The sequence below is a fragment of the Pseudolabrys taiwanensis genome (assembly GCF_003367395.1).
Lineage (GTDB): Bacteria > Pseudomonadota > Alphaproteobacteria > Rhizobiales > Xanthobacteraceae > Pseudolabrys > Pseudolabrys taiwanensis.
The window spans coordinates 4,258,006-4,273,394 of sequence record NZ_CP031417.1; the positions used below are offsets into that span (position 1 = coordinate 4,258,006).

11 protein-coding genes and 1 tRNA gene are annotated in these 15,389 nt (G+C 63.6%); 6 read left to right on the top strand and 6 right to left on the bottom strand.

Annotation, left to right across the window (positions count from 1 at the left end; genetic code table 11):
• Positions 1–39 precede the first annotated feature (39 nt).
• Positions 40–948 carry a DMT family transporter gene (locus DW352_RS20270; protein WP_210209864.1) on the top strand — a complete coding sequence of 303 codons (909 nt, stop codon included), beginning with the start codon at positions 40–42 and terminating at the stop codon, positions 946–948.
• Positions 949–1,009: 61 nt separating this feature from the next.
• On the opposite strand, the gene DW352_RS20275 is transcribed toward DW352_RS20270, so the two are convergent.
• The 5 genes from DW352_RS20275 to DW352_RS20295 all read right to left on the bottom strand — a co-directional run bounded on the left by DW352_RS20275 (position 1,010) and on the right by DW352_RS20295 (position 5,004).
• Complete coding sequence (locus DW352_RS20275) at positions 1,010–1,597, bottom strand: GNAT family N-acetyltransferase (protein WP_115693034.1); 588 nt, start codon at positions 1,595–1,597, stop codon at positions 1,010–1,012.
• 146 nt (positions 1,598–1,743) lie between these two features.
• Positions 1,744–2,013 (bottom strand): 50S ribosomal protein L27, encoded by a 270-nt coding sequence (rpmA, locus tag DW352_RS20280; RefSeq protein ID WP_115693035.1) that lies wholly within the window; start codon positions 2,011–2,013, stop codon positions 1,744–1,746.
• Between the two features lie 78 nt (positions 2,014–2,091).
• Positions 2,092–2,490 (bottom strand): 50S ribosomal protein L21, encoded by a 399-nt coding sequence (rplU, locus tag DW352_RS20285; protein WP_115693036.1) that lies wholly within the window; start codon positions 2,488–2,490, stop codon positions 2,092–2,094.
• 212 nt (positions 2,491–2,702) lie between these two features.
• Entirely contained in the window at positions 2,703–3,458 is a 756-nt protein-coding gene (locus DW352_RS20290; RefSeq protein WP_115694516.1) for a response regulator, read from the bottom strand.
• The gene (locus DW352_RS20295; protein ID WP_115693037.1) at positions 3,451–5,004 is read right to left on the bottom strand and encodes a DUF4118 domain-containing protein; all 1,554 of its coding nucleotides are present in this window, start codon (positions 5,002–5,004) and stop codon (positions 3,451–3,453) included. Before DW352_RS20295 ends, DW352_RS20290 begins: the two co-directional genes overlap by 8 nt.
• Before the next feature lie 146 nt (positions 5,005–5,150).
• On the opposite strand from DW352_RS20295, the gene DW352_RS20300 reads away from it, so the two are divergent.
• Positions 5,151–5,240, top strand: a tRNA-Ser gene (locus DW352_RS20300).
• Positions 5,241–5,684: 444 nt separating this feature from the next.
• Here the strand turns inward: DW352_RS20300 and DW352_RS20305 are convergent.
• Positions 5,685–6,389 (bottom strand): cyclic nucleotide-binding domain-containing protein, encoded by a 705-nt coding sequence (locus DW352_RS20305; protein WP_115693038.1) that lies wholly within the window; start codon positions 6,387–6,389, stop codon positions 5,685–5,687.
• Between the two features lie 242 nt (positions 6,390–6,631).
• On the opposite strand from DW352_RS20305, the gene DW352_RS20310 reads away from it, so the two are divergent.
• The 4 genes from DW352_RS20310 to narJ are packed head-to-tail and all read left to right on the top strand — an operon-like array spanning position 6,632 to position 15,380.
• Positions 6,632–9,370, top strand: coding sequence for a nitrate/nitrite transporter (locus DW352_RS20310; RefSeq protein WP_115693039.1), 2,739 nt, complete (start codon positions 6,632–6,634; stop codon positions 9,368–9,370).
• Between the two features lie 12 nt (positions 9,371–9,382).
• Positions 9,383–13,153 carry a nitrate reductase subunit alpha gene (locus DW352_RS20315; protein ID WP_115693040.1) on the top strand — a complete coding sequence of 1,257 codons (3,771 nt, stop codon included), beginning with the start codon at positions 9,383–9,385 and terminating at the stop codon, positions 13,151–13,153.
• Positions 13,150–14,670 carry a nitrate reductase subunit beta gene (gene narH, locus DW352_RS20320; RefSeq protein WP_115693041.1) on the top strand — a complete coding sequence of 507 codons (1,521 nt, stop codon included), beginning with the start codon at positions 13,150–13,152 and terminating at the stop codon, positions 14,668–14,670. Before DW352_RS20315 ends, narH begins: the two co-directional genes overlap by 4 nt.
• Positions 14,670–15,380 (top strand): nitrate reductase molybdenum cofactor assembly chaperone, encoded by a 711-nt coding sequence (gene narJ, locus DW352_RS20325; protein WP_115693042.1) that lies wholly within the window; start codon positions 14,670–14,672, stop codon positions 15,378–15,380. Before narH ends, narJ begins: the two co-directional genes overlap by 1 nt.
• Positions 15,381–15,389 lie beyond the last annotated feature (9 nt).

The window sequence follows — 15,389 nt, forward strand, 5'->3', positions numbered from 1 at the left end:
GCCATCGCCGGCGCGCCGCGGGCCGTATATACCGCAGGCATGACCACGCACACGCCCGGCCGGAGCGGGCGCGACCATGTGATGGCCGGCATCGGTCTGATGCTGACCGGCATCTTCTTCTTCGCGCTCAACGACGCGCTGGGGAAGTGGCTGGTGGCGACTTATTCGGTCGGCCAGCTCCTCCTGATCCGCAGCGTTGCGGCCCTCGTCATCCTTGTGCCGTTCATGCGCGGCGACAACCTGCGCGCATTCCGGCGGATGCCGCGACCCGGCATCCAGCTGTTGCGCGCCGCCTTCGCAACCTTCGAGGTTGGCTGCTTCTATCTGGCGCTGGCTTATATGCCGCTCGCCGATGTGATGACGTTCTATCTGGCTGGGCCGATCTACGTCACGGCATTGTCGCCTTGGCTGCTTGGCGAACGCGTCGGCTGGCGGCAGTGGCTCGCGGTCGTCGCCGGGTTTGCCGGCGTGATGATCGCGCTCAATCCGTCGGCCGGCTCGTTCACGCCGGCGGCGCTGGTGGCGATCGCCGGCAGCCTGTCGTTCTCGCTGCTGATGATCTGCACCCGGCTGGTGCGCGGCACGTCCGACCTCGTGCTGGTGACGACGCAGACGGCCGGGGCGCTGGTGTTCGGTGCGGTGACGGCGCCATTCACCTGGGTGGCCTTGGACATGCGCGACGCGCTGCTCCTGGCGTTACTCGGCGCCACCGCACTGTTTGCGCATGTCTGCGTCAACCGCTCGCTCAAGCTCGCGCCGGCCTCGGTCGTGGTGCCCTATCAGTATTCGACGATCTTCTGGGCGGTCATTCTCGGCTTCATTTTCTTCGGCGATATTCCGCGCCTGTCCGTGCTCGTCGGCGCGGCGATCATCATCGCCGCCGGCATCTACATCTTCTTGCACGAGCGCAAAACCTCGAAGGATCTGGCGCTGATCGAGCCGCCTTGAAACGACGATGGCCGGGCATTGAAGGCCCGGCCATCATATCGCTGTCGTCATGCCGTGCGCTTCACGACACCCGTCCCCACTCCTTGAGCGCGGACCAGATGCGCCGCTCGAGCCGGAACCGGTCGATCGGCGCCGACGAGTTGATGGCGCGGATGCGGTAAAGACCGACGCCGGTCCACTGGAAACCGCACTTCTCCAGCACGCGGCGCGAGGCCGGGTTGGTGACGCGCGCGCCGGCTTGCAGCGCCTCGTGCGCGAGATCGGTGAAGGCGTAGTCGATCACGGCATGCACCGCCTCGGTGGCATAGCCCTTGCCCCAGTACGGGGCGCCGAGCCAGTAACCGATCTCCGGCGTGCCGTCCTGATTCATCAGCCCGCAGGCGCCGATGATCGTGTCATCGTGCAGCGTGATCAGAAACGCCGCTTCGCCGCCGGTCTTGTTGACGCCGGTAATAAAACCCTCGGCATCCGAAACCTTGTACGGATGCGGAATGCGCGCGGTGTTTTCGGCGATGCGGCGGTCGTTGGCGAGCGCGGCTACCGTTTTAGCGTCCTCGAGGCGCGGGGCACGCAGAGCAAGCCGCTTGGTCTCGAGGACGGGGATACTCGCTTCCCGGAAGCTCCCGGGTGAGATTTCCAGCAGTGTCATGGCGCAGGCTCCAGGTTCACCGGCGCGACTGCCGCACCGGAAAAGCGAAGAGGGGGAGCCGGTCACCCGTCTCCCCCTCTCGGAGCCCGTTTTGGGCCCGCCGGATCGACTTAGGTGACCGGCGGACCTCAATTTTGGTCTACCGTTTATTCGGCCGCTGCTTCCATCGGTACGATGGACACGTAGGTGCGGCCTTTGGCTTTGGTAGCGAACTGAACTTTGCCGTCGACGAGCGCGAAAAGCGTATGGTCCTTGCCCATGCCGACGTTAAGGCCGGGATGCCACACGGTGCCGCGCTGACGGATGAGAATGTTGCCGGCGAAAGCAACTTCGCCGCCGGCCTTCTTCAGGCCAAGGCGACGGCCGTCCGAATCACGACCGTTACGCGAAGAACCGCCTGCTTTTTTGTGAGCCATCGTAAATCTCTCGAATTCGTCGTGAACTAACTACACCGATTCCGTGACGGAATCACTTCACTTCTTGTCAGCCCGAGCCTATTCGGCGGCCTGTGTGGCTTCCGGAGCGGCTTTCGGCTTCGCGACGCGCTTGGCGCGCGGCGGCGGAGTCTGCGACGGCTTGGCGCCGTCCGTCAGAATCTCGGTGATGCGGACCACCGAGAAATCGTGGCGGTAACCACGCTTGCGGCGCGAATTCTTGCGGCGGCGCTTCTTGAACGCGATGACCTTGTCACCGCGCTCGTGCTGCAACAGCTCGCCAGCGACCGTGGCGCCCTGAACCGTCGGCACGCCGACCGTCGGGGTATCGCCGCCGACAAGCAGAACTTCGCCGAACTCAACAACCTGGCCGGGTTCGGCCGCGACGCGGTCGATCCGGATGACATCTTCCGGGGCGACGCGGTACTGCTTGCCGCCCGTTTTGATGACTGCGAACATCGTTTTTGTCCTTAAGTGTTCGTTTTTCCGGCCTCGGAATAGCCCGGGCCGGCTTCTTTCAGTCGGGTTTTTACGTGTGTTTTGAGGGGCTTAAGCCCACACAAAAGCACGCAGACCCTTGCGGGCCCGCGCTTGTGGGCCTCATATGCGCGGAAAGGCGCAAAGAGTCAAGGAAACCCGGCGTTTTCAGGCTCTTGCCGGTTCCGCGGCACTCAGGTCTCGGACTTGACCGGGGCGGCGGCGACCGGGGGGCGTGGCCAGGCGCCGACGCTCTCACTTTCCCCCGCGAGGCGGTAGCCGACGCCGAGCTCGGTGACCAGGATCTTCGGCGAGTCGGGCAGCGGTTCGATCTTCTGGCGCAGCTTGCGCACGAAGATGCGGAGATAATGCGTGTCGTGGACGTGGATTGAGCCCCACACCTCGCGCAGCAGGTGCTGGTGCGTGACCACATTGCCCGCGTGCTGCGCCAGCACTTGGAGCAGCCGGTATTCCTTCGGTGTCAGCGTCAGTCGCTGACCGTTGAGCGTGACGACGCGGGCAGCGAGATCGATGGTCAGCGGCCCGACCGTGACAGTCGGTTCGCCGCTCTGCGCGCGCGACTGGCGGCGCAGCGCGACGCGCACGCGGGCGAGCAGCTCGGCCATGCCGAACGGCTTCACCACATAATCGTCGGCGCCAAGCTCCAGCAGTCGCACCTTCTCCGCTTCGGTGGAGCGCACCGACAGAACGATGATCGGCACTGTGGACCAGGAGCGGATGCGCTCGACCACTTCGGCGCCGTCCATGTCGGGCAGGCCGAGGTCGACGATGACGAGGTCGACCGGACGCAAGGTGGTGGAACGGATGGCGTCGGCGCCGGTGCCGGCTTCGTTCACCACGAAGCCGTTGAGCTCGAAGCCCGTGCGCAGAAAGCGCCGGATCTGGATTTCGTCGTCGACGATCAGAACGATGGGAGCGGGTTCACTCATCTGCGTCAGCTTCCAGTTGCGGAACATTGGCCTGTGTAACAGGCAGCTCGATGCTGACGGTGGTGCCGAGGTCCGGCCCCTCGCTGTCGGCGTGCATCGTGCCACCATTGGCGGCGATAAAGGCGTTGGCGATCCAGAGACCGAGCCCGGAGCCCGATGTCGTCGCGGCGAGTCGTTCGCCACGGACGAAGCGGTCCCACATCCGGTTCTGCTCGTCGGCGGTGAGGCCGGCACCTTGGTCGGTGACGCTTAGCACGATGCGCCGGTCATGCGCCCGCACCGCGACGAAGATGCGCGAGCCGGGCTGCGAATACTTCACCGCGTTGTCGAAAATCTGCACCAGCGCTTGTTGGACCAGCACCGGGTCGACGTGAACGAGCGGCGGATCGGACGGCAGGTCGAGCGTCAGGCGGCGGTCCGCGAGCCTGCGGCCGCAGCGCTCAACCGCTGAATTGACGATGTCGGCCGGATCGGCCCATTCCAGGCGTGGCCGGATACCGTTGCTGCTGATGCGCGTGGCATCGAGCAGATTTTGGATGTCGTTGTTGAGCCGCTCGGCTTCGTCGCGCACATCGTGCACGAGGGCCTTCAGTTTCTTCTCGTTCTGCAGCGCGGGCGCCCCACTGAGCACGGTCGCGGCACCGAGGATCGAGGCGAGCGGGGTCCGCAATTCGTGGCTGACCGAGCCGATCAGGGCCTCGCGCAGCTGTTCCGTCTGAGCGCGCATGCGCGCTTCGCTGATGGCGTGCGCGACGCCCAAGCGCTCGAGCGTAGCGGTGGCGTCCGCCAGGACGGCGTCGATCCGGCTGCGCAGCTCATCCATGGCCGGCTTTGATTGCCGGCCGAGGTCCACGGCGATGACGCCGAACTCCAAGCTCTGCGGCGACACCGCCCGCACCAGCCACGTGCCGCCGGCTCCATCCTGCACCGTCGCCGCTGCGGCGCCATTGCGCCGGCCGCTGGCGATCGCTTCGACCTCGGCGCGGACCGTCTCGGGCACTTTGGCGCTGGCGCGGCGGTTGATTTCCGCTGTCGGCTCGCGCGCGCTGCCGAACCAGACCACCTTGCGTTGGAGCACCGTCGTTAAGTGGTCCTCGATCGCGGCATGAATATCGGAGACGTCGAACGCCACCGCCAGCCGGCGGGAGAAGGCGTAGAGATCGCGCAGGTCGATCTCGCGCTGATGGGCGAGTTCCAATTGCCGTCTCAGGCGGGCCGCGAGCTGACTCACCACGGTCGCCGTGATGACATACAGGATGAGATTGATGATTTCCTGCGGGTCGCGGATCTCGAAGCTGAACAGCGGATCGAAGAACAGGTAGGCCGACGCCGCGACGCCGAGCACGGCGGCGAAAAGCGCGGCCGGCATTCCCCAGCGCAAAGCCGCGATCAGGACCGGAATAAGATAGACAATGCTGCCGCGGGTCAGCCCGGCCTTCAGGATCAGGATCAAAAGCACTGCCGTAGTGACGGCGACGAGCGCGAAGGTCAGCGTCAGGCCGCGGGCCTCGCTCGAAATGCGGTTGGAGTTCGAAACGTTGGCCATCGCTGTTGGTCGAGGTTCCTGACGGGTCCGCAACGGGCGGAATTCACCGGCCGCACGATATTACGATGTCCGCCCTTGTCTGTCTTGACTTGCTTGGTTACATAGCGCCGTCCGGTAAGGGGTATTTCAGGCCCTTTATGGGCGTCGGAGAGGTGGCTGAGCGGTTGAAAGCACCGCACTCGAAATGCGGCATACTCGCAAGGGTATCGGGGGTTCGAATCCCTCCCTCTCCGCCAATCGCCTGCCAAGTCATGGCCGAAGATAAATTTCTTGAGAATCAAAGGGTTGGCTCTGCCCGATTGGGACGCACGGGTGGTGCACCTGGCTTTGGCAAGGACACTGTCGCTGGCGGCATCCCGCGACGGGCAGGATGAGCCGCGCGCTCGTTGGCGAGAGCGGGATTAAGCTCAGCCTTGGCACGTGCGATCCTGGCGACGCCACGCGGCTCCTCGGTGCCGCTCTCGTGGCGTTTGAGCAGTGGGCCGACGTCCGGCGGGCCCCGGTCTCTCAGTGAACGCGAGAGGTCAGAATCTCGCCGTCCAGGTCTACGACGGTCTCTCGCTGCAATCTGGAGTGCATCGCTCGGCGATGCACTTTGAGAAGATTTAGCGCGTCAGCGATCGGCTTCGTTCGGACTCTTATGTTGGTCTTATTCTCGCGCAGGCGCGCGCAGAGATTGCTTATAAGCAGGAGTCCGGTCCATCGATGAGAGGATTGAGCTGCGCAATCCGCCTTAGCGCGGATGGGTCCTCGACGACGATGCCGCGGCCTAAAGTGCGGACGCCATACTTCTTTAGCGATGAGAAGCTGCGGGAGAGGTTCTCCGGCGTCATGCCGAGCTGGGATGCCAGTGTGCGTTTATCGCAGTGCATCTCTATGACGTATTCACCGTTGTGTTTGCCGTCTGCCTTGAGAATCCAGGCCGCCAGCCGCTCGGTGCTGGTACGCAGCTTCTCGTTCTTGAGCGCGCGAACAAAGTCGCGATAGCGGTCCGCCAGTTCGGTGACGATGGCACGTGCGAAGGCGGCATCGCGGTCAAAAACGTCGCGGACGGTTTGCGCCGGCACCATCAGGATCTGCGCCGGCGACAAGGTGCGCGCCGACTTCAAGTAGACGTCGTCGCGGATGACCGCCGCGAGAATGAACGTCGTCACCGGGCCGATGACGTCGAGTGTCGTCTCGCGGTCGGCGTGGCGCGCATACAGTTCAACCGTCCCTTCGACGACGATGTGCAGGAAATCGGCCGGATCCCCCTCGGCGATTAGGCTCACATGCGCGGGAAAGCGTTGCAGGAACGCGGCATTCATCAATGCAGCAAAATTGCTTTCGCCGATGTCGCTGAATAACGGCAGCGCGCGAATGATCGACCCGTCGGACGGACGCATTGAACTGTCGCTCCCTTTCGAGCCCCTCGGCTCGTAAACTGATAATGAATGGCCGGGTTGGCGCCTTGATAAATATCAAGCAATAGTTTTGTAGAAATCAAACGCAGTATAGATGAAAATCAATACTGTGCGTCGCGACAAAACCTTCAGTAGTTTTTGATCGACCTCAAAGTAGTCGCGGTAAAATCACGCTCTCTTGCGCCTGAAAGCTTCGATGTTCCGAAGCAACAGGGGCGCAAGCCATGCAAGAGCAAACGGTTACGGGAACAGCGGGGCAGGGCCGCGCGCTGTGGATGTCCACCATCGCATTCACGGTGTGTTTTGCCGTCTGGACGATCTTCGCCATCATCGGCATCCAGATTAAGCAGCAGCTCAATCTGAACGAGACCGAGTTCGGTCTCCTGGTCGGCACGCCGATCCTGACCGGCTCCCTGGTCCGCATCTTCCTCGGTATCTGGACCGACCAATATGGCGGCCGCCGCGTCTACACGGTGGTGATGCTGACAGCGGCGCTCGCCACTTTCCTGCTGACCTACGCGCACACCTACACGCAGATACTGATCGCGGCGCTTGGCGTCGGCATCGCCGGCGGCGCGTTCGCGGTCGGCGTGGCTTATGTGTCGCGCTGGTATCCGCCGGAGAGGCAGGGCACCGCGCTCGGCATCTTCGGCGCCGGCAATGTCGGCGCCGCCGTCACCAAGTTCTGCGCGCCATTCGTGCTCGTCGCCTATGGTTGGCAGACCACGGCGCAGGTTTGGGCCGTGGCGATCGCCGTGATGGGCGTGATCTTCTGGTTCGCGACCAAGGAGGATCCAGTCGAGCTCGCGCGGCGGGCCAAGGGCGAACGTCCGCGCAGTGCGTGGCTCGAGCTCGACGCGCTCAAGAACGTCCAGGTTTGGCGCTTCTCGCTCTATTACTTCTTCGCGTTCGGCGCTTTCGTCGCGTTGTCGCTGTGGCTGCCGCGCTATCTGATCGGCGTCTACAAGCTCGATATCGAATCCGCCGGCATGCTGGCGGCGGCCTATTCGATCCCGGCCAGCCTGTTCCGCGCCTATGGTGGACATCTGTCCGACAAATACGGCGCGCGCCGCATCATGTACTGGATGTTCGGCGTGTCGGTGTTGATCACCTTCATCCTGGCTTATCCGCCGACCACATACACGATCCAGGGCATCAAAGGGCCGATCACCTTCCACATGGCGACCGGTGTCGTCACCTTCGTGACGCTGATGTTCGTGCTCGGCTTCTTCATGAGCCTCGGCAAGGCGGCGGTCTACAAGCACATCCCGGTCTACTACCCGAAGAATGTCGGCGCCGTCGGCGGTCTCGTCGGCATGATCGGTGGCCTCGGTGGTTTCGTGCTGCCGATCGCCTTCGGCGTGCTCAACGATCTCACCGGCATCTGGACGAGCTGCTTCATGCTGCTGTTCCTGATTGCCGCCGGTTCGCTGATCTGGATGCATCTCGCCATCCGCCGGATGGAGCGCGAGGCGCTGGCGCCGAGCCTCGAGCGGCTGCCGCAATTCCCCGAAATGGTGCCCATCCACGAAGAGAAGCATGTCGGCGCGCTAGCCGGTATGATCACCGAATGGAAGCCGGAGGATCCGGCTTTCTGGGAGGCCAAAGGCAAAGCCATCGCGCGCCGCAATCTATGGCTGTCGATCCCGGCGCTGCTGCTCGCCTTCGCGATCTGGATGGTGTGGTCGGTGGTCGTCGCCAAGCTGCCGGCCGTCGGCTTCAAGTTCACGACCGATCAGTTGTTCTGGCTGGCGGCGATGCCGGGCCTGTCGGGCGCCACCTTGCGCATCTTCTACTCGTTCATGCCGCCGATCTTCGGCGGGCGGCTATGGACCTCGGTCTCCACCTGGTCGCTGATGATCCCAGCCGTCGGCATTGGCTTGGCGGTGCAGTCGCCCGACACGCCGTACATCATCTTCCTGTCGCTGGCGCTGCTCTGCGGCTTTGGCGGCGGCAACTTCGCTTCGTCGATGGCCAACATCTCCTTCTTCTTTCCGAAGGCGGAGAAAGGCAATGCGCTCGCGCTCAATGCCGGCCTTGGCAATCTCGGCGTCAGCGTCGGCCAGTTCCTCATCCCGTTGGTCATCACAACGGCCGTGTTCGGCTGGCTCGGCGGCGATCCGCAGCCGGCGAGCGCCGGCGCGAAGCTCTGGCTGCAGAACGCCGGCTTCATCTGGGTGCCGTTCATCGCCATCTCGGCGACGGCCGCCTGGTTCGGCATGAACGACATCGCGGCGATGAAGGCGTCCTTCGCCGACCAGGCGGTGATCTTCAAGCGCAAGCACAATTGGCTGATGTGCTGGCTCTACACCGGCACCTTCGGCTCCTTCATCGGCTATTCCGCCGGTTTTCCGCTGCTGGCCAAGACAGAGTTCCCGCAGGTCGACTCGCTCAAATACGTTTTCCTCGGTCCGCTCGTCGGCGCGCTGTCGCGCTCGGCCACCGGCTGGCTGGCGGATCGTTATGGCGGTGGGCGCGTCACGCTCTGGGTCTTCGGGCTGATGATCGCCGCGGTCGCGGGCGTCCTCTACTTCCTCGGCGTCAAAGATGAGCCCTACGCCTTCTGGGGATTCTTCGCGATGTTCATGATCCTGTTCTTCGCGACGGGCGTCGGCAATGCGTCGACCTTCCAGATGATCCCCGCGATCATGCGCACGGAGATGCCGCGGCTCGAGTCGTCGCTCGCACTGCCCGCGCGACAGCGCCAGGCCGAAATGGAGTCGGCGGCGATCATCGGCTTCACCTCCGCGGTCGCGGCCTACGGCGCGTTCTTCATCCCGAAGGCCTACGGCTCATCGATCTCGCTCACCGGCGGGCCTGAGGTGGCGCTGTGGGGCTTCATGGCCTTCTACGTCACCTGCGTCGGCATCACGTGGGGCTTCTACACGCGCCGTGGCGGGCTTCTCCACGACGTCGAACGCGGCAAGTCGTTGCCGCCCGCCGCGCCTCAACCGGCCGAATAAGGAAATCGGAACATGAGTCACTTTCTCGATCGCCTGACCTTCTTCAATCGGGTCGTTGACGATTTCTCCGACGGCCACGGTCAGGTCACTAACGAAGACCGGGGCTGGGAGGACGGCTATCGCAAGCGCTGGCAGCACGACAAGATCGTGCGCTCGACGCATGGCGCCAACTGCACCGGTTCCTGCTCGTGGAAGATCTACGTCAAGGGTGGCATCGTCACCTGGGAGACGCAGCAGACCGATTATCCGCGCACGCGGCCCGAACTGCCGAACCACGAACCGCGCGGCTGTTCGCGCGGCGCCAGCTACTCCTGGTATCTCTACTCCGGCAACCGCGTGAAATATCCGCTGGTGCGCTCGCGGCTGCTCAAGCTGTGGCGCGAGGCGCGCGCATTGCGCACGCCGGTCGCGGCCTGGGCCTCGATCGTCGAGGAGCCGGAGAAGCGCGAGGCTTACACCAGCAAGCGCGGCCTCGGCGGCTTCGTACGCGCGACCTGGGACGAAGTCACCGAGATCATCGCGGCGGCCAACGCTTATACGATCAAGCAGCATGGCCCCGACCGCATCATCGGCTTCTCGCCGATCCCGGCAATGTCCATGGTCTCCTACGCCGCGGGCTCGCGCTACCTGTCGCTGCTCGGCGGCGTCTGCATGTCCTTCTACGACTGGTACTGCGACCTGCCGCCGGCCTCACCGCAAACCTGGGGCGAGCAGACCGACGTGCCGGAGAGCGCCGACTGGTACAATTCCGGCTTCCTCATCCTGTGGGGCTCGAACGTGCCGCAGACGCGCACGCCCGATGCCCACTTCTACACGGAAGCGCGCTATCGCGGCGCCAAGAGCGTCGTTATCTGCCCCGATTATTCGGAAGCCTCCAAGTTCGCCGATCTGTGGATCTCGGTGAAGCAGGGCACCGACGCCGCGCTCGCCATGGCGATGGGCCACGTCATCCTGCGCGAATTCCACATCGACAGGCAGGCGACGTACTTCCAAGACTATGTGCGCCAGTACACGGATATGCCGATGCTGGTGCAGCTGGTGGAGCAGGACGGCAAGTTGGTGCCTGGGCGGCTCCTACGCGCCTCCGACTTCACCGGCAATCTTGACGAAACCAACAATCCGGAATGGAAGACGGTCGCCTTCGACGAAATGTCGAAGTCGATCGTCGCGCCGCGCGGCTCCGTTGGTTTCCGCTGGGGCGAGAAGGGCAAGTGGAATCTGGAAGAGAAGAAGTCGGACGGCGCGCCGACGAAGCTCCAGCTTTCGCTGGCCGATGACCGCGACGAACTCGCCGACGTCGCATTCCCGTATTTCGGCAATCGCGAGCACGATCACTTCGCCGGCACCGATCATCCGAGCGTGCTGGTGCGCAAGGTGCCGGCCAAGCGCGTCGCGCTGAAGGATGGCGAGACGCTGGTCGCCTCGGTCTACGACCTGTTCGTCGCCAATTACGGGCTCCATCGCGGGTTCGGCGGCGAGCATGTCGCGAAATCCTACGACGATAACGTGCCTTATACGCCGGCCTGGGCCGAGACGATCACCGGCGTGCCGCGCGATCAGATCATCACGGTGGCGCGCGAGTTCGCCCTTAACGCCGAAAAGACCAAGGGGCGCTCGATGGTGATCATCGGCGCGGCGATGAACCACTGGTTCCATTGCGACATGAACTACCGCGGCGTCATCAACATGCTGGTGATGTGCGGTTGCATCGGCCAATCGGGCGGCGGCTGGTCGCATTATGTCGGCCAGGAAAAGCTGCGGCCGCAATCGGGCTGGCTGCCGCTCGCCTTCGGCCTCGATTGGGGCCGGCCGCCGCGTCAGCAGAACTCGACCTCATTTTTCTATGCGCACACCGACCAGTGGCGTTACGAGACCGTCGGCGTCGAGGAGATCCTGTCGCCGACCGCGCCTCCGGGCCCGTGGGATGGCGCGCTCATCGATTACAACGTGCGCGCCGAGCGCATGGGCTGGCTGCCGTCGGCGCCGCAGCTCAAGCAGAACCCACTTGGCCTTGCCGCCAAGGCGCAGGCCGCGGGCCTCGAGGCGAAGGATTATGTCGCCAAGGCGCTGAAGTCCGGCGAATTGCAGATGTCCTGCGAGGACCCGGACCATCCCGACAACTGGCCGCGCAACATGTTCGTGTGGCGCTCCAACCTGCTGGGTTCCTCCGGCAAGGGCCACGAATACTTCCTCAAACATCTGCTCGGCGCCACACATGGCGTGCAGGGCAAGGATCTCGGCGAAACCGGCAAGAAGAAGCCGCGCGAAGTCGAGTGGCATGAGAACGCGCCGAAGGGAAAGCTCGATCTCCTGGTGACGCTCGACTTCCGCATGTCGACGACCTGCGTCTACTCGGACATCGTGCTGCCGACCGCGACCTGGTACGAAAAGAACGATCTCAACACCTCCGACATGCATCCTTTCATCCATCCGCTGACGTCAGCAGTGGACCCGGTGTGGGAATGCAAGAGCGATTGGGAGATCTACAAGGCCATCGCCAAGAAGTTCTCCGAAGTTGCGCCGGAAGTGCTCGGGCTGGAGAAGGATGTGGTGCTCACGCCGATCCAGCACGACTCGCCCGGCGAGATCGCGCAACCTTTCGACGTCAAGGATTGGAAGAAAGGCGAGATCGCGCCGATCCCCGGCAAGACGATGCCCGCGGTGACGGTGGTCGAGCGTGACTACCCCAACATCTACAAGCGCTTCACCGCGCTCGGTCCGCTGATGCAGAAGCTCGGCAACGCCGTGAAGGGCATGGCCTGGAACACCGAGCACGAAGTCGAATTGCTCAAGCGCCTCAACGGCGAGGTGACGGAGGAGGGGGCGACCAAGGGCCTCGCCCGCATCGACACTGACATCGACGCGACCGAAGTCATCCTGTCGCTGGCGCCGGAAACCAATGGCGAGGTCGCGGTGAAGGCCTGGGACGCGCTGGGAAAGACCACCGGTCTCGACCACACGCATCTCGCCGTCCCGAAGGAGGACGAGAAGATCCGCTTCCGCGACGTGGTGGCGCAGCCGCGCAAGATCATCTCGGCGCCGACCTGGTCGGGCCTGGAGTCAGAGAAGGTTTGCTACAACGCCGGCTACACCAACGTGCACGAACTGATCCCTTGGCGCACCTTGTCCGGCCGCCAGCAGCTCTATCAGGATCATCTGTGGATGCGGGCTTTCGGCGAGGCGCTCTGCGTCTACCGGCCGCCGGTCGATCTCAAGGCGGTCAAGCCGGTGATCGATACCAAGCCGAACGGCGAGAAGCAGATCGTCCTCAACTTCATCACGCCGCATCAGAAGTGGGGGATCCACTCCACCTACACCGACAACCTGCTGATGCTGACGTTGTCGCGCGGCGGTCCGATCGTCTGGATCAGCGAGAACGATGCCAAGAGTGTGGGCATCGCCGATAATGACTGGATCGAAGCCTACAATTCGAACGGCGCGCTGGTTGCGCGCGCCGTGGTCTCTCAGCGCGTGAAGGACGGCATGTGCCTGATGTACCACGCGCAGGAGAAGATCGTGAACGTGCCGGGATCGGAAGTGACCGGCCAGCGCGGCGGTATCCATAATTCGGTGACGCGCGTGGTGGTGAATCCAACGCACATGATCGGCGGTTATGCCCAGCTCGCCTATGGCTTCAACTACTACGGCACGATCGGCACCAACCGCGACGAATTCGTCATCATCCGCAAAATGTCGAAGGTCGATTGGCTCGACGAGCCGGCGGCCGATCAGCCTACCCCGCTCACCGTCGCGCCGAAGGCGAACCTGGAGGCCGCAGAATGAAAATCCGCGCACAAATCGCGATGGTGCTGAATCTCGATAAATGCATCGGGTGCCACACCTGTTCCGTCACCTGCAAGAACGTGTGGACCAACCGCGAAGGCATGGAATACGCCTGGTTCAACAACGTCGAGACCAAGCCCGGCATAGGTTATCCCAAGGACTGGGAGAACCAGAGCCGCTGGAACGGCGGCTGGAACCGCAAGAAGAACGGCAAGATCGAGCCGCGCATTGGTTCGAAATGGCGGGTGCTGGCGAACATCTTCGCCAATCCCGACCTGCCGGAGATCGACGACTACTACGAACCCTTCACCTTCGACTACGAGCACCTGCAAACGGCGCCGGAGCTCAAGGCGGCGCCGACGGCGCGGCCGCGTTCGCTGATCACCGGCCAGCGCATGGAGAAGATCGAGTGGGGGCCGAACTGGGAGGAGATCCTCGGGACTGAGTTCGCCAAGCGCTCAAAGGATTACAATTTCGACGGCATCCAGAAGGAGATCTACGGCCAGTTCGAAAACACCTTCATGATGTATCTGCCGCGGTTGTGCGAGCACTGCCTCAACCCGACTTGCGTCGCGGCCTGCCCCTCGGGCGCGATCTACAAGCGCGAGGAAGACGGCATCGTCCTGATCGACCAGGACAAATGCCGTGGCTGGCGCATGTGCGTGTCCGGCTGTCCGTACAAAAAGATCTATTACAACTGGTCGAGCGGCAAATCCGAGAAGTGCATCTTCTGCTATCCGCGCATCGAAGCCGGACAGCCGACGGTGTGCTCGGAAACCTGTGTCGGCCGCATCCGCTATCTCGGCGTCGTACTTTATGATGCGGACCGCATCGAAGCGGCCGCGAGCATGCCGGACGAACAAGACCTGTACGAGGCGCAGCTCGGCGTGTTCCTGAACCCGCACGATCCGGAAGTGATCGAACAGGCGCGTCGCGACGGCATTGCCGAGAACTGGCTGGAGGGCGCGCGGCGTTCGCCCGTCTACAAGATGGCGATGGAGTGGAAGGTCGCCTTCCCGCTGCATCCGGAATATCGCACGCTGCCGATGGTCTGGTACGTGCCGCCGCTGTCGCCGATTCAATCGGCCGCGCAGGCGGGCAAGATCGGCCATGATGGCGAGATGCCGGACGTGCGTTCGCTACGCATCCCGCTCAAGTATCTCGCCAATCTCCTGACGGCGGGCAAAGAGGAGCCGGTGGCGCTCGGTCTCGAACGCATGCTGGCGATGCGCGCCTATATGCGGGCCAAGACTATCGACGGCGTCATCGACGAGAGCATCGCCAAGCGCGTCGGCCTCACCGGCCAGCAGATCGACGACATGTACCACGTGATGGCGATCGCCAATTACGAGGACCGCTTCGTCATCCCAACCGCACACCGTGAGCTCGACGAGGACGCCTACGACCTGCGCGGCTCCTGCGGCTTCTCGTTCGGCAACGGCTGCTCCGGCGGCGCTTCCGAGCCCAATCTGTTTGGCACGCCGAAGCGCGCCAAGAACCCGATGGAGATGGCGTGATGAACCTCACTCTCAAGGTCTTGTCGGCGCTACTGACCTATCCGACCGCCGAATTGCAAAAGGTCTCCAGCGTGATGGCGACCGTGTTGGAGGCTGACAAGCTGCTCCCGGCCCGCATCCGCGCCGACGTGCAGAAGCTGGCGAACGAGATCGGCAGCGGGGATCTCTACGATCTGCAGGAGCGCTACGTGCTGCTGTTCGACCGCACACGCTCGCTGTCGCTGCATCTGTTCGAGCATGTGCATGGCGAAAGCCGCGACCGAGGTCATGCTATGATCGATCTGAAGACGCAATACGAGCAGGCCGGACTGTTCATGAGTACGGCCGAACTGCCCGACTTCCTGCCGCTGTTCCTCGAATATCTGGGCACGCGGCCGCTCAAGGAAGCGTGCGAAACGCTCGGCCAGCCGGCGCACATCTTCGGTGCGCTGGCGGAGCGGCTGCGCAAGCGGCAATCGCCTTACGAGGCGGTCTTCCGCGCACTCATTGCACTGTCGACGGCCAAGCCGAAGGAGGGCGAGGTTTCGGCGCTTCTGCAGTTGCCCGACCCGGACGCCAACGACTTCGCGGCACTCGACGCGGCCTGGGAGGACGAGCCGGTTAATTTCGGTCCCGGCTCCGGAGACGGCTGCAAAGACGGCCTCATTGCCCGCGTGCGCGGCGCGCTTCGCCCTGCGCCCGATATGCCCAGGCCCAACCGGCGCTCGTGAGGAAGCATC